18 protein-coding genes are annotated in these 23465 nt (G+C 65.5%); 4 read left to right on the plus strand and 14 right to left on the minus strand.

Annotated features, from left to right (window positions below):
- Window positions 1-37 precede the first annotated feature (37 nt).
- Complete coding sequence (locus QF036_RS17485) at window positions 38-3307, plus strand: GH25 family lysozyme (RefSeq protein ID WP_307103888.1); 3270 nt, start codon at window positions 38-40, stop codon at window positions 3305-3307.
- Window positions 3308-3389: 82 nt separating this feature from the next.
- Here QF036_RS17485 and QF036_RS17490 read toward each other — a convergent pair whose 3' ends face one another.
- The 6 genes from QF036_RS17490 to QF036_RS17515 all read right to left on the minus strand — a co-directional run bounded on the left by QF036_RS17490 (window position 3390) and on the right by QF036_RS17515 (window position 8696).
- Window positions 3390-4532, minus strand: a complete 1143-nt coding sequence (locus tag QF036_RS17490) for a glycosyltransferase (RefSeq protein ID WP_307103890.1) — start codon at window positions 4530-4532, stop codon at window positions 3390-3392.
- A 93-nt stretch (window positions 4533-4625) separates the two neighbouring features.
- The gene (locus QF036_RS17495) at window positions 4626-5723 is read right to left on the minus strand and encodes an acyltransferase (protein ID WP_307103893.1); all 1098 of its coding nucleotides are present in this window, start codon (window positions 5721-5723) and stop codon (window positions 4626-4628) included.
- Window positions 5723-6133, minus strand: coding sequence for a DUF2304 domain-containing protein (locus QF036_RS17500; RefSeq protein ID WP_307103895.1), 411 nt, complete (start codon window positions 6131-6133; stop codon window positions 5723-5725). The genes QF036_RS17495 and QF036_RS17500 overlap by 1 nt, the downstream gene beginning before the upstream one ends.
- 4 nt (window positions 6134-6137) lie before the next feature.
- Window positions 6138-6803 carry a glycosyltransferase family 2 protein gene (locus tag QF036_RS17505; RefSeq protein ID WP_307103896.1) on the minus strand — a complete coding sequence of 222 codons (666 nt, stop codon included), beginning with the start codon at window positions 6801-6803 and terminating at the stop codon, window positions 6138-6140.
- Window positions 6804-6861: 58 nt separating this feature from the next.
- The gene (locus tag QF036_RS17510) at window positions 6862-7356 is read right to left on the minus strand and encodes a hypothetical protein (protein ID WP_307103898.1); all 495 of its coding nucleotides are present in this window, start codon (window positions 7354-7356) and stop codon (window positions 6862-6864) included.
- Entirely contained in the window at window positions 7353-8696 is a 1344-nt protein-coding gene (locus QF036_RS17515) for a glycosyltransferase (protein WP_307103899.1), read from the minus strand. Before QF036_RS17515 ends, QF036_RS17510 begins: the two co-directional genes overlap by 4 nt.
- Before the next feature lie 259 nt (window positions 8697-8955).
- Between QF036_RS17515 and QF036_RS17520 the strand changes: the two genes are divergently transcribed.
- Complete coding sequence (locus QF036_RS17520; protein WP_307103901.1) at window positions 8956-10764, plus strand: ABC transporter ATP-binding protein; 1809 nt, start codon at window positions 8956-8958, stop codon at window positions 10762-10764.
- On the opposite strand, the gene QF036_RS17525 is transcribed toward QF036_RS17520, so the two are convergent.
- Genes QF036_RS17525 through QF036_RS17535 form a run of 3 tightly spaced genes read right to left on the minus strand, consistent with a single transcriptional unit; the run spans window position 10761 to window position 14072 of the window.
- Complete coding sequence (locus tag QF036_RS17525) at window positions 10761-11765, minus strand: glycosyltransferase (protein WP_307103903.1); 1005 nt, start codon at window positions 11763-11765, stop codon at window positions 10761-10763. The two genes, QF036_RS17520 and QF036_RS17525, sit on opposite strands and share 4 nt — an antisense overlap.
- A 39-nt stretch (window positions 11766-11804) precedes the next feature.
- Window positions 11805-12926: a glycosyltransferase gene (locus tag QF036_RS17530; RefSeq protein WP_307103905.1), complete on the minus strand. Its 1122-nt coding sequence runs from the start codon at window positions 12924-12926 to the stop codon at window positions 11805-11807.
- 39 nt (window positions 12927-12965) lie between these two features.
- Window positions 12966-14072, minus strand: a complete 1107-nt coding sequence (locus QF036_RS17535) for a glycosyltransferase family 2 protein (RefSeq protein WP_307103907.1) — start codon at window positions 14070-14072, stop codon at window positions 12966-12968.
- Between the two features lie 55 nt (window positions 14073-14127).
- Between QF036_RS17535 and QF036_RS17540 the strand changes: the two genes are divergently transcribed.
- Complete coding sequence (locus QF036_RS17540; RefSeq protein ID WP_307103909.1) at window positions 14128-15285, plus strand: glycosyltransferase family A protein; 1158 nt, start codon at window positions 14128-14130, stop codon at window positions 15283-15285.
- A 57-nt stretch (window positions 15286-15342) separates the two neighbouring features.
- On the plus strand, window positions 15343-16407 hold the full coding sequence (gene wecB, locus QF036_RS17545) for a non-hydrolyzing UDP-N-acetylglucosamine 2-epimerase (protein WP_307103910.1): 1065 nt from the start codon (window positions 15343-15345) through the stop codon (window positions 16405-16407).
- 85 nt (window positions 16408-16492) lie between these two features.
- On the opposite strand, the gene QF036_RS17550 is transcribed toward wecB, so the two are convergent.
- The 5 genes from QF036_RS17550 to glf all read right to left on the minus strand — a co-directional run bounded on the left by QF036_RS17550 (window position 16493) and on the right by glf (window position 23447).
- Window positions 16493-18487 (minus strand): DUF6541 family protein, encoded by a 1995-nt coding sequence (locus tag QF036_RS17550; RefSeq protein ID WP_307103912.1) that lies wholly within the window; start codon window positions 18485-18487, stop codon window positions 16493-16495.
- Window positions 18488-18603: 116 nt separating this feature from the next.
- On the minus strand, window positions 18604-19332 hold the full coding sequence (locus QF036_RS17555; RefSeq protein WP_307103913.1) for an ABC transporter ATP-binding protein: 729 nt from the start codon (window positions 19330-19332) through the stop codon (window positions 18604-18606).
- 3 nt (window positions 19333-19335) lie between these two features.
- Window positions 19336-20241 carry an ABC transporter permease gene (locus tag QF036_RS17560; RefSeq protein ID WP_307103915.1) on the minus strand — a complete coding sequence of 302 codons (906 nt, stop codon included), beginning with the start codon at window positions 20239-20241 and terminating at the stop codon, window positions 19336-19338.
- 18 nt (window positions 20242-20259) lie between these two features.
- Window positions 20260-22266 carry a glycosyltransferase gene (locus tag QF036_RS17565; RefSeq protein ID WP_307103916.1) on the minus strand — a complete coding sequence of 669 codons (2007 nt, stop codon included), beginning with the start codon at window positions 22264-22266 and terminating at the stop codon, window positions 20260-20262.
- Complete coding sequence (gene glf / locus QF036_RS17570) at window positions 22263-23447, minus strand: UDP-galactopyranose mutase (RefSeq protein WP_003804944.1); 1185 nt, start codon at window positions 23445-23447, stop codon at window positions 22263-22265. Before glf ends, QF036_RS17565 begins: the two co-directional genes overlap by 4 nt.
- Window positions 23448-23465: the final 18 nt, after the last annotated feature.

Consider the following 23465-nt stretch of genomic DNA (forward strand, 5'->3'; position numbering starts at 1 on the left):
TTGTTCCCCGAATAGCAAAATCTCCGCGGCTCTCGCCTTGAAGGCAAGGCGCGTTGCCCTCCTGAGCGGCACGGCCCTCCTATCCACGATGCTTTGCCTGGGCGGTGGTCTTCCGGCCCAAGCAGATCCCGCTTCCCCGGCAGCTCCGCCCGCTCCCGAAGCGCCGGCATCAACCGCTCCGGCGTCACCCACAGCTTCCGCAACGGAGCCCGAGCCGGGCCAGATCGACATGACTGCCCTGCGCGCCGAAATCGGAAAAGACGGTGCCTACCTCGGGCAGGGCGTCAAACGCCGGGCCGCGACGTTCGCAAAGCAGTCCACTGCATCGTCCCTGAATGCGATCTCCACCGAAGCGGCCAACACCTGGATGGCACCCGGCGTGCAGGGCCTGGACGTCAGCAGCCACCAGGCAACTGTCAACTGGCCGGCCCAATACAGCATGGGGGCACGGTTTGCCTATGTGAAAGCCACCGAGGGGACCACGTACAAGAACCCCTACTTCGGGACCCAGTACGGCGGAGCGCTGGCCTCGGGCATGATCCGCGGAGCCTACCACTTTGCCCTCCCCGGGGTTTCAACCGCCGCGGCCCAGGCCGACTATTTCGTCAACAACGGCGGCGGCTGGACCGGCGACGGGAAAACCATGCCGCCGCTTCTGGATATCGAGTACAACCCCTACGCCTCGCTGGGAAACACCTGCTACAACATGAGCCAAACGGCGATGGTCAACTGGATCGCGGCTTTCTCCAACAGGGTGCTGGCCAGGACCGGGCGCCTGCCGATGATCTACACGACCACCGACTGGTGGACCCAGTGCACCGGCAACTCCGGCGCCTTCAGCCGCCAGCCACTGCACTTGGCCTCCTACTCACGCTACGTGGGCTCCATGCCCAACGGCTGGGGTACGTACAGCGTCTGGCAGTACAGCGCCACCGGTCCGTTCGCCGGCGACTCCAATGCGTGGAACGGAACGCTCGCCGGCCTGCAGAAGTTTGCCGCGACGGCCGACGGCGCAGTGCCCACGCCCTCCATCACGTCATTGGGCGATGTGGTGGCCGCAGACTCCTCCGGAATCCTCTGGGATTATCCGGCGACCGGCACCGGGACGTTCCGCACGCGGAAGCAGATCGGCGCCGGCTGGAGCGGACTGCGGTCCATCAACGCCATCGACTGGAACGCCGACGGCGTTCTTGACCTCATTGCCCAGTGGAACACGGGGCGGGTCAATGTCTATCTGGGGATCGCCGCCGGCGGGTTTGCCACCGGCCCTGTGCTCGCGGCGTCGGGCTGGGAAGGCTACCAGCTGACGGTGGGCTACTGGTACAACAGCAGCTACTACCCGCAAATCATCAGCCGTGACGACTCAGGCGTGCTGCGCCTGTGGCGGAACACCTCGGGTGCCGGTGTCAGCGGCGGAACAGCCATCGCCCAGGGATGGGGCGGCCTCAACCTCACCATGATCGACTTCGACGGTGACGGCAACCAGGACATCCTGGCCCAGAACCCGGCCGGCCAAATGTTGCTGTACCGCACTAACGGCAGCGGGACCTTCATGGCCGAGGCCCGCAGGACCATCGGCAGCGGCTGGCACAACATGACAAGCGTCACCGTCACCACGAACTTCAAGGGTGCCGCGACGAACGGCCTCATGGCCCGCAACACCAGCGGTCAGCTCTACTACTATCCGGTTCCCGGCAACTCCGCCTGGGGACCTGTCACCGCCATCGGAACGGGCTGGAACAACTACCTCATCGCCGGTGGCGAAACCATCAACCTCGCCACGACCCCGCCCCCACCGCCGGCCGTGACACCTTCGATCACCTCGGCCTCCGACGTCGTCACCGTTGATCCGTCCGGCAATGTCTACCGCCGCAGCTCGGGAACCGGAACATTGGGGACCGCCGCCAAGATCGGCACCGGCTTCACCGGCCTGGCGTCCGTCCACGTCACCGACTGGAACGCCGACGGCATCCAGGACCTTGCCACGCTGAGCACCACCGGGGTACTGGGAATCCAAACCGGGCTGCCCGCCGGAGGTTTTGCCGCACGGACTGTTCTCGCCTCGGGTCTCTCCGGAGCCGATGTCACCTTCGGCCCGTGGCTCAAGGCCGCCAAATATCCAGGCGTTGTGGTCCGCCGGGCGGACGGCTCGGTCCAGTTCCATGCGAACCCCTCCGGCGGCGCGCCCGCCCCTGCGACCACACTCGCCTCAGGGTTTGCCCGGACGGACGTCTCCATGGCAGATGCCGACGGCGACGGGAACCAGGACCTTGTGGCGGTCGATTACCTGGGCCGGATGACGCTCTACCGCTCCGGCGGAACAGGAACGCTGGTTTCCGAAGCCCGCAAGCTCCTGGCCAGCGGCTGGAACACCATGAACAGCATCAGCCCGGCCAGGGGCTTCGCAGCCGCCGGATCGAACGGGCTTCTGGCCCGCGACCGCTCGGGACAGTTGAGCTACTATCCGCTGACGGCGGGCACCCTCGGTGCCAAGTCAGTGCTGCCGTCCGGCTGGAACGGTCTCCTCATCGGGGGCAGCGGCCTCCTCGTGCCGGGACGGGCCATCACCAGCACCGCGGACATCCTGACCGTTGACGCCGCCGGCGGGCTCTGGAACCGCCCGGCGGGGAACTCCTCCGTCGGCAGCCCCTACCAGATCGGGGTGGGCTGGTCCGGAATGAAGTCACTGAATGTTGTGGACTGGAACAGCGATGGCGTCGCCGACGTACTGGCCCAAAGGTCCAACGGCATGTTGTCCCTGTACCCGGGTTCGGCGTCCGGCGGATTTTCGGCACCCTTCACGGTTGCTTCATCGGGTTTCGCCCAGACCACCCTGGTCACCGGCAAATGGGTCTCCGGATCCCGGTATCCGGGCCTGGTGGGTTATGGCTCCGACGGCGCCCTCTACTACTGGGCGAATGCCACCGGACGGACCGTCAGCGTCCCGGTACGCATCGGAGCCGGCTGGTCAGGCCTCAAGCTCGCCATGATCGACTACGACTCCGACGGCAGGCAGGATCTGCTGGCCGTCAACAGCACTGGAGCCATGCGGCTCTACCGCTCCACCGGTGCCAACAGGTTCATCTCGGAAACCAGGAAAACCGTCGGCAGCGGCTGGCAGTCATTCCGCCAGTTCTCCGCCAACAAGGGCTTTGCCGGAACCACCAGCAAGGGCGTGATGGCCGTCCAGAGCGACGGACAGCTGCGCTACTACCCGGTGGTGGCCGGAAGCCGGTGGGGCACCTCCTTCATCGCCGGCTCGGTGGGAACGGCTTCCACCGTGTCGTCCACCTCCGGCGCCAGCTAAATCCTCCGAACACAAGGCGGCTTCCCCGAACACCCCGGGGAAGCCGCCTTTTCTGTTTGGTTGTCCGTGCCGGCGCTAGGCCTCAGGCCCGCGCTGTCTGGGAAGTCACAATCTCTTCCACAGCCTTCTGCCAGGCGAGCACCTGCGACTCGGCCGAAAGCGGACGGGCTGCTGCGTCTGCCGCCCGCTTCCACTCCGAAATCTTCTCTGCCGTCAGTCCGTGCAGGGTGGTTCGCAGCGAGTCCGCCGAGAAATCAGCCGTCACTGCACCCAATCCGTACTGCTCCACGAGCGCGACCATCGCCGGCGACGGGCCCACAATGAGTCCGATGCGTGCCTGGACGGCTTCGAAGAACTTGTTCGGCAGGGCGTTCTTGAGGTTGAAGTTCGTAGGGGGAAGGAACACCAGGGAGACGTCGTACTCACTGAGCGTAGCTACCAGCTGGCTGTAGGACACCGGGTCACGGAACCGGATGGCAGGCACCGAAGCGGCCTTCTCCTTCAGCTCGGCCACGTAATCCGGCTCGTTGGGCATCACGATCATGTCCAGCGTCAGCCACTCGGGCGCATCCCGCATGGCTTCAATGAAGTTTTCGAGCTTGCGGTAACGCTGGCCGGCAGCGCTGTGGATGAGGCGGACCGGCGTGCCCACGGGCCGGACGTCACGTTCGGAGTAGGGCGCGGCATTGGTCACCACACCGGCGGCCACACCATAGTCCTTCGTGTATTCGTCCGCTATTCCCTGGGATACCGTGGTGACGGATTCGGCCAAGGGCAGGTACCGCCGGCAGAGCCAGCGCATGAAGGGCGCCACGAACAGCCGCCACTTGAGGTCATCCTCTTTTTCACGGGGGGCGAATTCGTGCAGGTCGGCGTGGACGCCCAGCCGGGGCTGAAGTTCAAGTGCCAGGGGAAGCGTGTTCAGGTCGTTGGCCAGAATAACGTCGAACTCCCCGCGCGGAATGATGCGGCGCGCAGCCGAAACGGCGGTCAGCCCGTTATAGACGCGGGGATAGCGGCGCGTGACGAGGCCCAGCTTGTCCGAAGGCCAGCCACGGGAATCGGCGGGCAGCGCGAAATGGTTGTCCACGCCCTCCGGGGCGTCACCGTAGCCGCACGTTGAAACGCGGTACTTGCCTTTGAACAGCTCAACCTGCTTGAGGACCCTGGGATCCGAGCGAATGGGTGAAAAGGTCAGGATCAACAGCGAGGGCAGCTCAGTCATATGATTCATTATCCCAGACAGCAGTGGACGAAAGTGGCCGTACGGCCATCCGTGCGGCACGGGAGGCGCCGGAAAGGCGGGACGGTTGGGGCCCTAGAAGATGCTCCGCAACACGGGAACGCGGCGGGCAACGGCTGAGACCGCGAAGCTTCCCACCAGTGTGGCGGCGTAGGCGAGCACCATGGCCTTAATCGACATCCCGGCCGCCACCGCCGGAAACTGCAGCCGGATGGCTTCGAAGATGACCAGGTGCACAAGGAAGACCCCGAAGGTTGCGTTCGACAGTATCGTCAGGGGCTTCCCCGCCCGCCTGACCCTCAGGTTCGAAGCCAGCGACAGGGTCACGACAAATACGCCCAGCGCCGCCAGGGCCACTCCGACTCCAAGGTAGGAGACAGAAACAACGGCATCCAGAAGTCGAATTTCTCCCTTGTTGCCGTAGTGCCAAACCGTTGCGGCGATGATGGCGGCCGTTGCCAGGGCGGTCACGGTCAGTTTTGTCCCGGTGAGGCGGACATTCCGCAACGCGTACCCCGCCAGGAAGTAGCCCACGTACGGCATCCAGTGCGTCAGGAAGTTGAGGCGGACTGGACTCGTGACACCGACAAGGCCAAGAATCCCGGGAAGCATGTAAAAGAGCAGCGACGCGGCAAGGAAAGCGGCAGCGGCCTTCGTGGCCCGAGGCCCGCCGCCTCCGCGCAGGAATCCTGCCAGCACCGGGGCAACCGCGTACAGCCCCGCGATGAGCCAGAGAAAGTACAGTTGCGTGAACACCGAGCCATCGACCAGCAATTGGAGCGTCCGCTGCGGGGTCAGGTCCTCGCCTCGCATCCAGATGCGCACTCCGACGAGGTAAATGAGGTTCCAGGCGACGAGCGCGGGAATGAGCCGCAATGCCCTGCGGCGGTAGAAGAGGCCCGGCTGTTCCGCCACCAGCCTGGAACCGAGGATGAGCGCCCCGGAAATCATCACAAAGACGGGAACGACCCAGATCCAGCTCACGTCCAGCACCACAGCGGTCCACCACGGCCGGCTCTCGCGCGGTGCCCGGCCCAGTACGTGGCCGAAGACGTGGATCGCGACCACTCCGCAGATGCTCACGACCCGGAGAATGTCCAGGCCGTATTCGCGCGTGGGCGCCGTTTCCGGAACAGGGCCCGCGGTATGGGCTGTGCCGGACAGAACCGGCACTACTGCCCTCCGTGCGCCGGAGGGGTCAGGCGCCGGTCCGGCTCCGCTTCCTTGCGCTCCGGGGGCCCGTCAACGCCGGGTGGCGGCGTCTCGTCCAAGGCAATCCGTCGGGAGAGCTTGGTAAGCGTGGATTCCATGTGCCGGAACCGCTGGTAGGTCGTTGCCATGAAGACCAGGAAACTCACGATGAGGCCATACAGCACCAGGTCCGTTCCGCGGCCGATGCCGAGCAACCGGGCCACGCGGGTCAGCAGTTCAGGGAAGAAGATCGAGAGCGCTGCCAGGAAGGCAAAGAGAACCAGCATGATGCGGCGGATGGCAAGGTGCCTGGCATTGGAGCCGCCGCGCATCAATGCCAGCGAGACGATGATGACAGCAAGGACGAGTGCTACTTGGACAATGATCTGCACAATTTCACCTAAAGAAGAGGTCAGCGACGATATTGACCGAGTTCAGCAACGACTGGCCTTTGGATTTCGAGTAGTCCGTGTAGATGATCTCGACCGGGTGCTCCACCCAGCGCGGATTCATTTCGGCAAGCTGATGGACCAGTTCGGAGGCGTGGGCCATCCGGTTCTGCCGCAGGTTAATGCCGCGGGCAACGGTCGGACTGAAGGCGCGCAGGCCGTTGTGGGCATCCGTCAGGGCCATGCCGGTGGACATCCGGGACTGCACCGCGGCCGTCCGCAGAACCAGCCGCTTCAGGGGCGAGAGCTTGGTGCGGTCATCAAGGAACCGGGATCCGAGGACGACGTCGGCCTCGCCCGAACGGATCCGGTCGGCCATGGCCAGTGCGTCGACGACGCGGTGCTGGCCGTCGGCGTCGAAGGTAACGATGCAGTCTAACTGCGGGTCCTGCAGCGAATACTCGATTCCTGTCTGCAGCGCCGCACCCTGGCCCAGGTTTACCGGGTGTTGGACAACGACGGCGCCGGCCTGACGGGCGATGTCCTGCGAGCCGTCGGTGCTGCCATCATCAACACAAACAACGTGCGGAAATTCCTTCCGCAGCCCCTCGATGACGGTGCCGACGACGGACGCTTCGTTGTACATGGGTATGACTATCCAGGTTCGACTCACCCGTCAAGTATTCCACAGGCGACATGCCATGGACTCATCGGCGGAGCCTGACGGACGATCACTTCCGCAGTGGCTCCCGGAGTGCATGCAGCATGGCGATGGGGCCGTGCACCAGCCCAGCACCGGTGCTGTTGCGCAAATGCCAGACGGAGCGGTCCGCGGTGAGGTCAGCGGCCACAACGACATCCGAACTCCGGAACTTTTCCTGAAGGTCCGCACGGCCGGCCAGGGTCCGCGCCAGGCCCCTGGACTCAAGGTTGTCCCTGAGGAGCCGTCCGGCAACACCCACCGGCCCCGGCTTCCCTGCGGCGGCTGACACCAGCGAGGCGAACCGCCCGCCGCGGGGCTTGGCCAACGGCACCACCGTCAGGCGCTGGTCCCCGGTCGTGACGGTCGGGTCGCGGTCATACGCGTAGACGGCCGTCCCGGTCATCTGGCCAGCCTGCTGGCCCACCGCGCCCAGGGCACGGTTCCACAAATCATCAATGACGGCCTGCGGGTGGCTGCTGCGGCCGACGACGATACTTACGTGCAGCGGTTTGGCGGAAGTCACGCCTGGCTCCTTTCTTCGGTGGCCGGCTGCGGATTCGCCGCGCCGTACCCTGCAATACCCCGCAGCTCGGCAATGACCGGCTCGAGGATGGTGCTGCGCAGGAACTGCTGGCCGTAGGTCCAGGCAGCGGCCCAGCGCTTTTCGTCCGGTTCCTGCAACGCCTCGGCGCAGTCACGCAGCGCATTCGCAATGCCCTCAGGGGTGAGCTCCTTTGCAGGGAACCACAGCGGATAATCCCGAAGGAGGTCCGTGGCTGCGTTTTCCATGTCGTGCACGGAGACGATCGGCAGACCGGTGGCCAGGTACTCCGTGGTCTTGCCGCCGGTCACGTATTTGCCGCTGGACAGCAGGAGAATCAAGGCATCCATGCTGCCGTAGAACCCGGCGACGTCGCGTTTGGAGATCGGCCCGTCGTAGCGGAGGCCATTCTGGCGCCCGCTTCCAAAAATCTCGAGGATCTCGGCGCCTGCCGCCCCGGAAGCGCTCAGCTTCCCGCGGAACACCGCCTCCGCCTGCGGGCTGTCCCGACCGAAGGCGGCGCTCCACCCGTCCAGGAATTCCTGCAGCGGCATGTTCACGTACTGCAGCGTGCCGAGGTAACCGAAGCTTGGGCGTTCCGCAGGCTGCACAGCCGGCCTGGCGTGGCCTGGCTGGGGGTCGAAGCCGTTGGCCACCACCCGCATCAGGTGGGCCGACTCGGGATAGCGGCGGGCGTATTCGTCCCTGATCTGGCTGTTGACGAACCAGACCTGCGCGGCCTCGTGCAGATATTGGGCTTCGCGCTTCCCCACGGCACTGTCCGGAGTAAAGTCTTCGGCCCCGGAAATGGTGTTGAAGGCCCACGCGTCGCGGTAGTCCATGACGTACGGAACACCCTCAATCGCCCGGGCGACGCCGAATGCCACGTAGGGACTAGCGGAGGCCATGACCAGGTCGACGGGCTTCTCCGCATGGATGCTTCGGGCAGCCTCGCTGGCGGGCTTCAGCCACGCCCCATGGAAGTCCTCGGGGAAGTTCCGCCGGCTGCGGCGGCGCAGGGCATCCTTCCACAGGTAGGGAGCCTCAATCCTGAACCGTGAGTACCGGCGCAGGTCTCCCTTGGCCGGTTCTTCCGCGCCGCCGTCGTCCACTGCGACAACCCGGATGTCCGGGTGAACCGATTCCGCCAGCTTCTCATCCACTCCCGAAATCTGAGACCAGACCTGCGGGTCGACAGTGAGGACCGTGACGTCCCATCCGTCCTCGGCGAACGCATTGGCCACCGCGGTGCAGCGGTATACGGATGATGCGGTGCTGGGGGGAAAGGCGAAAGCGATATAGAGCAGGTGGGGCTTGGTCACTCAGTGGCTCCTAAAACCTTGGCGTAGCCTGCTTCCAGTTTGGCAGCAGGACCGATGCAGTGTGGTTGTTCCGGACGCAGGCTGGCCCATTCAACTGCGGTGACAGCGTCAAAGGCTCAAGCAGGGACCCGGCCACTGCCGGTCGCACCCATCCGGGCGAGTCCTCCGCGCCAGTTACCCAGTTTATGCCAACGCCCTCGCCCTACTGGCGGCGCGTAGTATGGGGATGGATTCCGTCCCTTCCGTTCTGGAGTAATTCTTGAGACACCTGCGCCGTACCATGCGCGAACTGCTGCCCCTTCTGCCGTCGAATGCGCGGAGATTTCTCCTGCTCTTCGGCGTGCTGTCAGCTCTTCTGGCGCTGCTCGATGCAGGTGCCCTCGGCGTGTTCGCTCTGGTTCTTAACCAAATCCTTAAGGGCGGAACCATGGTGCTGCCCGTCTTCGGCTCCGTAAGCCAGGAGTTCGGATTGGCGTTGCTCGTCGGGGCAGCGATGGTCATGATCCTCAAGTCCGTACTCAGCATCTGGCTCCAGTGGGTTTCGACCCGACGGTTTGCCGAGTACGAGATGGAGATCGGAACCGTCCTGTTCGAAAGCTACATCCGCGCGCCGTGGACGGAACGCATGAAGCGGTCCACCACCGAACTGGTGCGCATGATCGATGTCGGAATCGCCAATACCGTGTCTGGGGTCCTCTTCCCTGCGGTGGTCTTGCCTGCCCAGGCGCTGACATTCGCTTCCGTCCTGGTGGTCCTCGTCGGCGCATCCTGGCAGACGGCATTGGCCACCCTTGTATACCTTGGCGCCATCGCCGCGTTCCTCTACCTCTGGCTTTCCAAGAAGTCCTACGAAGCCGGCAAGGTGAACCGCGACGCCGCCATGCGCATGTCCACGCTGGTTTCGGAAATGCTGGCTGCCTTGAAGGAAATCACGCTGCGGGACAAGGCCGACGAGGTTGGCGGCATTGTGATGCAAAGCCGCGAGCGGGCCGCACGTTCCCGCTCCAATATTCGCTTCATGGGCTCGGTCCCGAAGTTCGTGATCGACATGGCGCTGATTGGCGGCTTCCTTCTCATCGGCACCGTCGGCTACCTCATCGGCGGTATCGAGGCTGCGATGTCTTCTGTGGCCATCTTCGGCCTTGCCGGCTTCAAGATGGTCCCGGCCCTGACCCAGATGCAGTCCCAGCTGACGCTGGTCCAGTCAACGCTTCCCTACACTGAGACGGTAATGGGCGACATCAAGGACGCCGCAGAATTCCGGAAGCATGCGGAAACACTGGGCAGGACGCCCATCCGGGACGAGCCGAAGATGCTGGAGCTCAAGAACGTCGAGTTCACCTATCCTGGCGCCGGACAGCCCGCCGTCCGCAACATCAACCTGCAGTTGCCCATGGGCTCTTCCATCGGTGTGGTGGGACAGTCGGGTGCCGGCAAGTCCACCCTGATCGATATCTTCCTGGGCCTGCTGACGCCTTCCGCCGGAACTATGACCCTCGACGGCGTTCCGCTCGAGGATGTTCTGGCCGACTGGCGCAAGCGCGTGGGCTACGTGCCCCAGGAAGTCGCCATCTTCGACGGCACCGTCGCCCAGAATGTCGCCCTCACCTGGGGCAGTGACATCGACGAGGACCGCGTCCGTACAGCATTGCAGCGCGCCCAGCTCCTGGAAACCATTGAGTCCCGCAAGGACGGCATCAACGGCCGGGTTGGCGAGCGGGGGCTGGCTCTGTCCGGCGGCCAGCGCCAGCGACTCGGAATAGCCCGCGCCCTGTACATGAATCCGCTCGTCCTGGTGCTCGACGAGGCGACGAGCGCCCTGGACACGGCCACGGAGGCGGCGGTAGCCCAGGCCATCAGTGAACTGCACGGCGAGATTACGGTCATCTCTGTGGCGCACCGCCTGTCGACCATCCGCAACAACGACCAGGTGTGCTTCATGAAGGAAGGCACCATCCTCGCCCAGGGCACCTTCGACGAGGTTGTCCGCGCCAACCCGGACTTTGCCCAGCAGGCAGCCTTGGCCGGACTGCACTCCCCCGCCGGAGCTACCGCAGCAGGCAGCTAGGCCCGGTCGGTCGCGATATCCGAATACAGCGCCCTCAGGCGCGGTATGAAGGCTGCCGCGTCGTAGCGGGGCAGCGCCCACTCGCGTCCGCCCAGCCGGTTGGTGGCCGCAACGGGGTCATCCAGAGCCGCCACGACCTGCTCCACCACGTCCTCATCGGTTCCCTCGATCACCGGCGGCGTGGTCCCGTCGTCGGGCCGCGGGAGCCGGGATCCCAGGGCAGCCAGCGGGGCACCCATGCAGAGGGCCTCGAACTCGCTGGTGGCGAAGTTGTTGGTGGCCTGGCCAATGGTCATGTGTGCCTGCGCCATGATCCGGTGGAAGTCGTCCTGCGGCATCCGTTCCAGCAGGGTCACCCCGTTCTGGCGCGCAGCTTCCGCGCCGGGCCCCCAGTTCAGGCCGAGGATTTCTGCCCGGTTCCCGACGGCGGCGCTGAGCTTTCGAGCCAGCTCCAGCTGCCGCTCCACGCCCTTGTCGTCATCCCAGCGTGAGACGAAGAGAATGGAGGGCCGGCCGCCAGGGTGCCACTCGGGCAGTGCCGCGGCATCCACCAGTGCGGGGAGGAACTCGGCGTCGGGCCGGGCCCGGCGGGCGTTCTCTGCGGTGTCGTTATTTGCGAAGAAAACATGGGCCGCCCCGTCGATCGCCTGCTGGATCTCGCCGTGGAACTGCGCATCCGCCCACTGCTTCCGGATATCGCTCCCGTGCAGGGTGAGGGCGTACGGCCGGCGCGGCATGCCGCGCTCCCGGAGCAGCCGTGCGCTCGTTCCGTAGTGGACATGCACGACGTCGGCCGCACGGAGCCGAAGCGCCCGGCGCGCGACGAAGGGAACGAACCGCGCCCGGGCAAGGAGCGGGTTCCCCGGAGCAGCGGTCATGGGCCGGACCTGCTCCGGCGGCATGTACGACCACTCGATGCCGGCCCTCGCCGCGGCCCGCACCATGTTGCGGGCCACGAAGGCACAGTCGTTGAACTGAAGAACCCTGGGTTCGGACCTCAAGAATTTCCCTTCGCCTGGCTCGTTGTGGCTGGTCGGCTGTCAGGCACGTGCCAACGCCGCCGTATAGGCACGGTCGAACAGCTCGCCCACGGCCTCCGGTGAGAACCTCTCCCGGATGGGGCGGGCAATGTCCTCGGCGGGCACGCCCTTGAACGCCTCCCTGGCGTCCAGCACTGCACGTCCCAGTGATTCCGGCGTCACGTCCTCCACCAGCCTGCTGTTGGCAGCGTCGGCGTAGTCGCTGAAGCCTCCCACCCGGGTGGCAACCACGGCGCGGCCGGCAGCAAGGGCCTCCGCCGCGGACGTAAAGAAATTTTCCTGGGCCGTGGGAAGGAAGAAGAGATCGGCGGCCGACAGGTGCCGGGCCACCTCGGCGGGCCGGACCGAGCCAGCCAGCGTCACATGGTCTCCCAGTCCGAGCTCCGCAACACGGGACTCCACCGCGGCCCGCAGCGGCCCATCCCCCACCCAGGTCAGATGGACTTCCGTACCGTGCTCCCTGAGCCAGGCTATCGTTTCCACCGCCTCCAGCGGCCGCTTCCTGGCAACCAGCCCTCCGACGGCGGCCAGCCGGAGCGGATTCCCGAATGATGCAGGTACGACGGCGCCCCGCCCCTTGACCACGCACGGCACCACCACCGCGGCGCCCGGCCGCGCAAACCGCTGCATCTCCCTGGCCAGCTGTCCGGTAACGCCGGTGACCACATGGGGCAGCCGCAGAACCGCCCGGACTCCGGCCAGCTTTTCCCACAGCGGTGAAACGCTCGCCGGGTTGACCACGCCGTTCCAGTGTTCCGTATGCACCCACGCCCGCCCACGGCCGGCAAGGGTCCGGGCAGCCCATGGCAGCATCGTGACGAGGATGGAGGAGAACGCCATGGTGTGGACGGCGTCCGCCCAGGCCATTTCCCGGGCAAGCATCCGTGCCGCCTGCACGAGGGTGAAGGGGCGTTTTGGATCGGCAGCAATGCGCCGCACCGGCGTTCCCTCCCACAGGCCGGACGCCTTCCCTGGCATGCCGAGCGCGCTTCCGAGCCTCACATGGACCACCCGCACGTCGTGTCCCCGGCCACGGATGGCTTCCACATGTTCGGCGTTGAAGGGCGCCTCGGTGGGGTTTTCGTCATGGGGGTACCACGTGGCAACTACCAGGATCTTCATGTGTTCCTTCGACGTGTCTGGGAATTATGCGGGTGGGGCCTACACGAGGGCCGAGGCGCTCATGAACCGGAAGGGCGCTTCCGGGTGCAGCACCCTGGTGACGTCGCGGGGCACCCACGTCTGCGGGCTGACAAAGCGGCGACGGGCCAGTGCCAGCGACTTCATCACTTCCACGTCCGACTCCTCGCGCGCGACGGCGTCGAGCAGTTTTCTGTCCGCCAGCGAGAGCGGACGGGCAGCGTTCGGCGCCCCGAACAGCAGCTTCCGCAGCTCCTGGGCCATCTCCCGGGCGTCTTCCTGGTCCCAGGTTCCGGCTTCGGCGCGCAGCAGGACATGCCCGAAGACATGCACGCGGAGGATCTTCGTGACGATCGCTTCCCTGGCGCGCGGCGGAAGCCCCGCAAACCACTCGGACAGCACGAGGTCGGTGGCGAAGGCCAGGTCTTCCGTGACCGGCCGCGGCGTATGGGTCACGCGGACGGCGGCGTCGGCATGCACCAGGTAGCGGGGCAGGCCCCGGCCGTAGCTGATCTTCGCTCCGGAAAACCACAGCTTCGCGGAAAAGGACTGGTCCTCCCCCGTGGCGTACCGCGGCGGAAACGTGAGGCCGAGTTGCCGGACAAGTGAGAGTTTCAGGAGTCCCAGCGGCGCGGTGCGGTAGGTGAGGCGGTCCGCCACCGGGTCCAGGTGGCCGCGCCGGGTACGGCGGAGCACGGGGGTGCGGATCGTGCCGCCCCCGGCATGCGCCATGGGGGCGATCAGAACGTCGGAACCGTCCCGTTCCGCAGCCTCCACCCACTGTGCCAGGGCCCCGGGTTCGACGGAGTCATCGCTGCCCATGATGGCCACCCAGGTGCCCGTGGCTTCGGCGATACCGTGGTTGAAAGGACCTGCCGGGCTTTTGATGCCGTCCACGTAGTGCAGGAAGCGGACCAGCCCGCGGTGCTCGGGGGCCACACGCTCCCGGATCGGCTCCACGTCCGTGTTGTGGCAGACCACGTTGATCCGCAGGCGCCGCGGCGTGCCGTCCGCGAAGGCCAGGCCGCCCTCCAGCAGGGATGCCACGGCCCGCCCTACCGGCCGGTCCGGGGTGTGCACGGCAATCACCACGTCGAGCAGCACGGAGTCCTGTGTTTCGTTGTCCACCCAGTAAGGTTATCGCGGGTCCAATGAAACCTTGCCGAGGAGCACGCACACCCCCATGAGCCAGAGCATCGAAGTGGTCATTCCCGTCCATGATGTACAACGACCCTTCAAACGCGCTGTCGGCTCCGCCCTGGAACAGCGCGCCGAGCTGTCCCGGCTGGGTGTTGAACTCCGGGTGACAGTGGTACTGCACAACCTGGGTGCCGCCGCCGGGGAGGTCAGCAAGGGTGCCGAAGCCGGTTCTGAGTCTGCGGCCAGCGCTGCGTTCGACGGCGTCACCTGGCTGACGTGCGACGACGGTGTCCCGTCCCCCGCCGGACCCCGGAACCGGGCGCTGGACGAAAGCACGGCAACGTTTCTGAGCTTCCTTGACTCGGATGACCATCTGGAACCCGGGTCGCTGGCTGCGTGGTGGAAGGCCGCCCAGCCGGACAGTGCTTCGGCAGTCATCGCCCCGCTGCGCACTCCGGAGGGAACCATCCTGCCGGCCCCCCGCATCCGGCCCTCGAAGCCGGCCGTCCTGGATCCCCTCAAGGACGGGCTGGCCTACCGGAGCGTGCCGTATGGCCTGCTCCGCCGATCAGTGCTCACAGACATCGGTTTCCGGTACGCGGAGGGGCTGCGGACCGGTGAGGACATCGAGGCCACCCTAAAGCTCTGGTTCCGCTCCGGCCCCGTCTGCTATCCCTACGGTGCCCCCGCCTATCACCAGACCGACGATTCCGGTGCCGGCCGCGTCACCAGTTCCCTCAGCAACCTGGCGGACGAATTCAGGTGGCTGGAACGGCTGCTCGGGTCTGAGTGGCTGCAGCAGGCCCAGGTCGCCGAGCGGCGCGCCGTGGCACTGAAGGTCCTGCGCGTCCACGGGATCGGCGCGCTGCTCCGGCGTGCCGGCGCGTCCGGCGTCCCGGACAATGCCCTCTGGAACGAGGCGGAACGCGCCTACTGGTCCGATATCTCCTCGCGGCTGTATGCCTTTGCCGGCGGCTCCTTGCCGGAACTGAGCCGCCGGGACGCGGAACTGACGCAGGCGGCCGCCGCGGCGGCCGATGTTCAGTCGCTGCGCACCGCCGTCGAACGCCACCGGGCGGCGGGCCGCCTGGGCGACCTTGTCCCGGCGAGCCCCGCGGCGATCCTGTCCCGGGACTCGGTGCTGCGGCATTACCTGACGGAACGGCTGCGCACCCGGGCCGGCGTCTTTTCCCGGTCCTGATGGTGCGCAGGCGGCCCCGGGCGGAAATCTGCGCGGCCTGCAACTAAACTGGAACCCATGCGAATTCTCAGCGTCGTTGGCGCACGTCCCCAGTTTGTGAAACTTGCGCCGATTGCGGCGGCCATGGAAGGCCAGGCAGAACACCTGATCGCCCACACGGGCCAGCACTATGACGAGCTCATGAGCGATGTGTTCTTCCGCGATCTCGGCATTCCCGCCCCCGATTTTAACCTTGGCGTGGGTTCAGGCAAGCACGGAGCCCAGACCGGTGCCATGCTGCACGGGCTGGAAGAAATCCTGGAACAGTCTGCCCCTGATTGCGTCCTCGTGTACGGTGACACCAACTCCACCCTCGCCGCGGCCATCGCCGCCATCAAGATGCACATCCCCGTTGCGCACCTCGAGGCCGGACTGCGGTCCTTCAACCGCCGCATGCCCGAAGAGCACAACCGCGTCCTCACCGACCACAGCGCCGACCTCCTGCTGGCTCCCACCGAGGTGGCCGTCAAGCACCTCGCCACCGAGGGCCTCGCCGAGAGGACCGTCCTGGTGGGCGATGTCATGACGGACGTCCTCTTCAAGGTCCGCGACATGCTCGACGGCGGCGACCAGCCTCTGCCGGTCGATGCGGCTCCGGGCGAATATTACGTCTGCACCATCCACCGTCCGGACAACACCGACTCCCCGGAACGCCTCGCCGCCATCGTCGGGTCCCTGGCCAGCCTGGAGAAGCCGGTATTCCTGCTGGCCCACCCCCGGCTCGTCAACCTTGCTGCCAAGCACGGCATCGAGCTGGAGCAGGGAGCGGTGCGCGTTGCGTCGCCGCTCGCCTATCCGCAGCTGGTCCACGCCGTCCGCAACAGCGCCGGCGTCATCACCGACTCCGGCGGACTGCAGAAGGAAGCTTTCCTGCTCAGGACCCCCTGCACGACGATCCGTCCCGAAACCGAATGGGTGGAAACCGTGGAGCTCGGCTGGAACGTGCTGGTGAGCAAGGACCTGAGCATCCTGGCCGACACCGTACAGCGGCCGGCACCTGCGGCGACGGATGCCACTCCCTATGGCGACGGCCATGCCGCCGAACGCACCGTGGAAGCGCTGATTCAGGCCTTCGGAAGCTGACGCACAGACCGTTTAACAACAGAGACCTCCGGAACAGGCGCCCACAGGACGCCCGTTCCGGAGGTTTTTGCTTGTGGCGTTGCCGCTAGCCGCAGGCCACCACTTTGAAGAGTTTGGCGTTGCCTTGCTGGTCCACGAGCTGCACGGCTCCCGACGACGCGAGATTCTGCAGGCCCGGATAGGTCCTGCTCTCCGGGTGGTTCAGGAGATACTGCGTGCCGAAGTCGAGCGCATAGGACACTTTGGTTTCCCGTACGGCGTCACAAACTGCGGGTGAGGTGTCTGCCTTGGCGAGCGATTCCGCCACGACGCGCATACTCTTGGTCTCCCGCTGGCCCATGTGGAATTCCAGTACTTTTCGGTCCGCGAATGCATAGGCAAGCGCCCCGCCGTTCCACGGGTTCACCGCGATGACCGCATCCTCCGGAACTTCCGAACCGAGGCGGGCCAAAAGGGCGTACTCGTCGGAGGAGACAATCGAGTCCTTCGTGTCCCGTTCGAAGAAGTACTGGCTGGACGCAACGTATCCGCGGACCGGGCCTGTCTGGGTGGCCCAGCCAAGAGCGAGGCAGACCACCAGAATGCCGGCGAAGCCCGCAACGCCGCTCAGCCGCATCCCGGCCCGCGGCACCTTGAGCGCCAGGACGCCGGCGGCTGACTTGACGGTGTCGGCCGTTGCAAGCACACCCAGGGCTGCAAGCACCACAGCGAAGATGGGAAGGTAGGCCGCGAGGCGGTACGTGTCCTGGTACCAGGTGCCCGTGAAGAACGCCCTGGCCCAACCGGCCGCAAATCCGGCGTCCACAACGTAAAGGAACCCTGCGACCAGGTAGCATCCCAGCAGCCAGAGCTGAGTGCGCCGGCGGATAATCCGGGCCACGCCGATGAGGGCCAGCACCGAGATGAGGAGTGTGGCGTCCGTTTTCATGGGGCCGTTCGCGATCACTTCGCCGATAGCGCCGGGCACGGTCTGGTGCGGGGTCCAGCCGTTGTATGGCGCCGGACGAAGTTTCTGCCACGCGACCACAACGGCAACCGCACCTGCAACCGAGGCCAGGGCCACCAGCGCAAATCTCCGCGCTGGCGCCTTGGTGCGGATCATCTCCCTGACATAGAGGAAGAGCCGGGCCAGGACCAACGGAATGCTGAAGGCGAGAAGCGCGTTGACAGCGCTCATGTGGGACAAGGCCAGCCCGGGAACTGCCACCAGCAGGACAAGCCACGCCCGCAGCGGAGGTTCACGCAGCGTCGGGGACAGCCGGCAGACGAAAATCACCGCCGCGACGCCGGCGGGCAATGCACTGACAGAGAGCAGGTTGGGGTACAGCGGGCCCCACACCAGCAGCAGGTAGGGGAAGGCAAGGAAGCCCGCCGACATGACCCCTGCCGCCATCAGGCCGACCGGACGCGGGCCGATGACAACGCGGGTCAGGAACACCACGGAAATCGGCCAGACTACCGCCGAGGCAACGAGGTTGATGACGTTGACTGACACGGGAACCGAAGCGCCGGTCAGCTGTGAGACGAGGGCGGCCAGGGAATGCCACACGGCAGGGTACACGGAGGACAGGCCTCCGGTACCGCCGGCCATGCTGCCGAGGTTCAGGGTGGAGGCGTTGCCGGTGTCCAGGACGAAGCGGACGGCGTTCAGGTGAAAGACGTTGTCGTAGCGCTGGGAGATGTTGTCCGGCTCGCCCACCAGCTGGATGACCCGTCGGGCGATGAGCAGCGCACCGACGGCAACGCCGATGGCACCGGCGGCAAGGGTCGGCCAGCCGTCGCCCTGCTGCACTGCGCGCTGCACTTCCGTGGCCTCCTGGCGCTGCCACGGGCGCCGCGTCAGGGCCCATGCTGCCGCGGACGCCAGGACGGCCGTCACGAGCACGACGCCGATCCCCCACTCCAGGCGGACGAACGGTGCCAGCACGGCGCCTACACCTGCGATGGAGAGGGACAGCATGGGCGCGAGTCCCAGCAGGCTGGTCCGCCGGAACCCGAGAGACCAGGCAAGCGCAGCACCGGGAAGGAGCACCACGGCCACTGCCGCTAGCAGGGCCGGCAGCGAAGTCAGCCAGGACAAATTTCCTCCAAGAGTGATTACGGTGGGGCCGGGTTCGGCTGGACCGTGGCAGCGGTGAAGCCTACGGCAGCAGTTGAAGCTTACGGCAGTGCAGGTAAAGCTTTCGGGTCAGGACGCTAGTTGCCGCGGAGCCGGCTGATCACGTCGCCCACCGGGCCATCCATGATGACCCGGCCGTGTTCGAGAAGTACTCCGCGTTCGCAGACATGGGCAACCAGGTCCAGGTCATGACTGACCACCACCAGCGTCTTGCCAGCCGCCGCGAGTTCCTTGATCTTGGCGAGGCACTTCTTCTGGAACGGCTCGTCGCCCACGGCGAGAATTTCATCGACCAGGAAAACGTCGGGGTCCGTGTGGACTGCCACCGAGAACGCCAGCCGGAGGTACATTCCCGACGAATAGAACTTGACCTCGGTGTCGATGAACTCGCCGATCTCGGCAAATTCGACGATGGAGTCGAACTTTTCCTTGATCTGGGCCTCGGTCATCCCGAGGATTGCGCCATTGAGGAAGACGTTGTCACGCCCCGAAAGGTCAGGGTGGAACCCGGCGCCGACTTCGATCAGGCCGGCAACGCGTCCGCCGGTGCGGACAGTGCCGGAATCGGGGAGCATGACGCCGGAGATGTGCTTCAGCAGCGTTGACTTTCCGGAGCCGTTCAGTCCCAGGAGTGCCACCGTCTCGCCGTGTTCGACGTCGATGGACAGGTCCCGGAGGGCATGGAACTTCTTCGACAGATCACCTTTGCGGCCCCGCAGGAGCCACACGAGGGCTTCCTTGAGTGACCGGGTGTGCCGCAGGACAAACTGCTTGTTGATGTTGCGGATTTCAATTGCGGTGGTCAAGACTCACAGCTCCTGTGCGAAGCGGCCCTCGAGCCGGCGGAAAGTCCACTGGCCGAGGAAAAGGATGGCTAGCGAGACGAGCAGCCCCACGGGTACCCATACCGTGACCAGATTGGGCGGGCTTCCCTCAGCCCCTGCCGTTGTGGGCAGCCAGAAGGCATGGTGGAAACACTCCACCGCAATCGTGATCGGGTTGAGCTGATAAACGGCGAACCAGGCTTCGCCTGCCTTGTCCAGCACCATCCGCCAGGAGTACAGCACCGGAGCAACCCAGGTGGCGATCAGGAGGATCAGGTCAACCAGGTTCTCCGAATCGCGGAAGTACACGTTAACTGACCCAAAAAAGAGGCCCAGACCCGTGGCAAGCAGCGCAATCATGACGAAACCGGCGACGGCGGTGACCGCCTCCAGCGGGCCGGGGCGCCAGCCGCTGAACAGGCTGGCCACCACGAGGACAAACAGCTGCGGGAAGAAATGGACCGCCGAGACCCACACCGAGGAAACCGGAAACAATTCCCTCGGCAGGTAGATCTTGTTGATCAGCCCGCTATTGTTGACGATCGACCGGGTCGCCGTGCTCAGGGACTCCGTGAAGAAGTTCACCAGGATGATCCCGGAAAACAGGTAGACCGCGTAGTTGGGCAGTCCTCCCCTGTTGGTCGGGCTCTGCTCCAGTCCCAGGAAAACGCCGAGGGCAATGTAGAAGGCGATGAACTGGACCCCGGGCTTGACGTAGGTCCACAGCAGTCCAAGAACCGAACCCCGGTACCTGATCCTGAGCTCCTTGCGGACAAGCAGCTTCAGGAGGAACCGGGAACGGAACACGTCAACGAGCCCGTTCCCGGTTCCCGGCGCCACCAGCGCCCGGCCGGAGTCCTGCTGGGTCGGAGAGGTTCGTCCGTTTGTCACTGACCGGGCTTCTGCTGTTCAGCGCCGGAGCCGGAGTTGGCCGCGAAGGTCTTGCGCCCAGGCATCCGGGGACGTGAAGTTGGGCAGTTCCTTCTTGTAGGACGCGGAGAGCTCGTCCCAACGGGCCAGCACGCGTGTGTGCAGGGCAAGGCTGCGCAGCAACTCCTTGCGGAAGCGGACGTTGTCCCGGCGGTACCAGGAGGCGCCGGTACCGTCGGAAGCCGACACCAGTGCTGAGTCCAGGTGCGACAGGCGCCACCAGCGCGCATCCGCCGCCGGTACCACTGCCTCGGGGTGCTGTGTTGCGGCCGGGTCCACGGGGCGGAGCTGGCGGATCGCCCCGGACAGCGCGCTGGACAGGGTCTGCGCAAAGTTCTTGGGCCGGGTGGGAACCATGCCGAACTTCGGCAGGTGCAGCCGCTTGACGGCGGGGAACTCGGTGAGGTCCTTGCTGACCTGGGCATCCGGGAATTCCGAGCGGACCTTGCGGATCTCGGGGAGCTTGCCGCCGATGGTCCGGTGCAGGTGCGAGGGCCCGTCGAGCAGGTCCTTGAGCGCACGGTTCCTCAGCTCCACCGCCGAGTACTGGAGTGAAAGCAGGTGCCGGACATCCTGGAGGAAGCTCTCGATGGGAAGACGGCCGCCCTTTTCGTACTGCGAGTACAGCATTGCCGCCACCCACCGGTTGCGCTGGTGGAAGTAGGCCTGCCAGTCGATGGTGTCGTCTTTCTCGGTCCAGGGCATGTGCCAGACCGCCGCACCGGGCAGGCTCACGGTCGTGTAGCCGTTTGCCTTGGCACGGATGCCGTATTCGACGTCATCCCACTTGATGAAGACGGGCAGTGCCAGGCCGATTTCCCTGATGATCGACGTCGGGATCAGGCACATCCACCAGCCGTTGTAGTCGACGTCGATCCGCCGGTGCATCCACGGGGTGGTGCGCAGGTTGCTGGCGGCAAAGTCATGGGCACTCTGCCCCTCGCCGATCGGCTGGTACTGGAACCGGTACTCGTTGATGCCCTCGCCGAAGTTGTGGATGACGGAGCGTTCAAAGAGGTTGAACATGTGGCCGCCCACGATGGTGGCGCTGCGGGTGAAGTCGGCGAAATTGACGGCCCGGAGGACGCCTTCGGTCTCCACGACGACGTCGTCGTCAAGGAGCATGACGTACTTGCTCTCGCCGCCTTCGACGGCCTCGTGCATGCCGCGGGCAAAGCCGCCGGATCCGCCGAGGTTGCCCTGCTCAACCAGCTTGAACTTGTCGCCGAGCACCGCTGCGGCTTCGTCGAAGCCCGGCTCGTCCCGGACCTTCTGGTTGCCCTGGTCGGTGACGATGAGCCGGTCCATGACCGCCAGCAGATCCTCGGACTCGGCAAACGTCCGCAGATGCTTGACGCAGTAGTCCGGCCTGTTGAACGTTGTCACTGCAATGGACAGTGACCCGGGGGTGAACCCCTCGGGCTGGGGAACAGACCAGTCGGCCTGCTTCAGCTTCACATCCTGGCCGTGGGCGACGAGGTCGAACCAGTACCAGCCGCCGTCGGCGAAAGTGGCCAGCGACAGGTCGCAGGTGGCGGTGGTGCCGCCCGTGACGTGCAGGCTCTGGACCCGGTTTGAGCTGCCGCGGGGGCTGGACTTGTAGACGATGACCGTCGCCTCGGCGTCCACCTCGATGCTCAGGCGGACCTGCTGCACGTCGGTGTGGGCCCGCCAGTAGCTGGCCGGGAACGCGTTGAAGTACGTGCCGAAGGAAACTCGGCGGTGTGCAGGCAGCGACAGTTCGCGGCGGCCAAGGATAAAGTCCGAACGCATCTCACTGCGCTGGGATACCATCGGCGAGGCTGCGCCGCTCTTGCTGCCGGCCTCCTGTGACTCCACCACACGGCGTGCGGCGTCGAAGTCGACGTACAGCGGGAGGGTGTCGGTATCGCCGTCGACCGGGAAAACAACGCGGTGGACTGTCTTCCACACGGTCCCGTCAGTGCCCGGTTCGGTTCCCTGCCGGAACTCCGTCGCTACGCTCATGCGTCTACTCCTCCGCTTTCCAGCTTCGCACCGCCGCTGAAGTGCGGCTTGATCTTGTTGTCGAACATGCTCAGTGCCGATCCGATGGCCATGTGCATGTCGAGGTATTTGTAGGTTCCCAGCCGGCCGCCGAACAGCACGGACTCCTCGCCGCGGGCCAGGTCGCGGTAGGCCAGGAGCTTTTCGCGGTCTACCGCGGTGTTCACCGGGTAGTAGGGCTCGTCGCCCTTCTCGGCAAAGCGGGAGAACTCCCGCATGATGACCGTGGCGTCCTTCGTGTAGTCCCGCTCGGGGTGGAAGTGACGGAACTCGTGGATCCGGGTGTACGGGACGTCCTCGTCCGGGTAGTTCATCACCGAGCAGCCCTGGAAGTCCTCGATCGGGAGCACTTCTTCCTCGAGGTCGATGGTGCGCCAGGACAGGTCGCCTTCGGCGTAGTCGAAGTAACGGTCCACGGGGCCCGTGTAGATGACCGGCACCTGGCCGCGCACGGCCTCCCGGCCGAATTCGCCGCCGTCGAAGAAGTCCGTGTTGAGGTGGACCTCGATGTTCGGGTGGTCTGCCATCCGCTCGATCCACGCCGTGTAGCCGTCAACCGGCAGTCCCTCATACGTGTCGTTGAAGTAGCGGTTGTCGTAGTTGTAGCGGACCGGGAGCCGGGAAATGATCTCCGCGGGCAGGTCCTTGGGGTCGGTCTGCCACTGCTTGCCCGTGTAGTACTTGATGAACGCCTCGTAGAGGGGCCGGCCGATCAGCTGGATGCCCTTGTCGTTCAGGTTCTGCGGATCGGTGCCTGCGAGTTCGCCGGCCTGCTCCTGGATGAGGGCACGTGCCTCGCCAGGCCCCATGGAGGACCGGAAAAACTGGTTGATGGTGCCCAGGTTGATGGGCATGGAGTACACCTCGCCCTTGTGGCTGGTGTAGACCTTGTGCTGGTAACTGGTGAACGCGGTGAAGCGGTTCACGTACTCCCAGACGCGCTCGTTGGAGGTGTGGAAGAGGTGGGCGCCATACCGGTGGACCTCGATGCCGGTCTTGGCCTCATTTTCGCTGTACGCGTTGCCGCCGATGTGGTGGCGGCGGTCCAGGACGGCAACCTTTAGCCCCAGCTCCGTGGCGGCGCGTTCCGCGATTGTCAGGCCAAAAAAACCCGAACCGACTACGACGAGATCAGCGTTCACAACTCTCCTGTGTGTTTT

This window comes from Arthrobacter globiformis, from assembly GCF_030817195.1.
In the GTDB taxonomy this organism is placed as follows: Bacteria; Actinomycetota; Actinomycetes; order Actinomycetales; family Micrococcaceae; genus Arthrobacter; species Arthrobacter globiformis_D.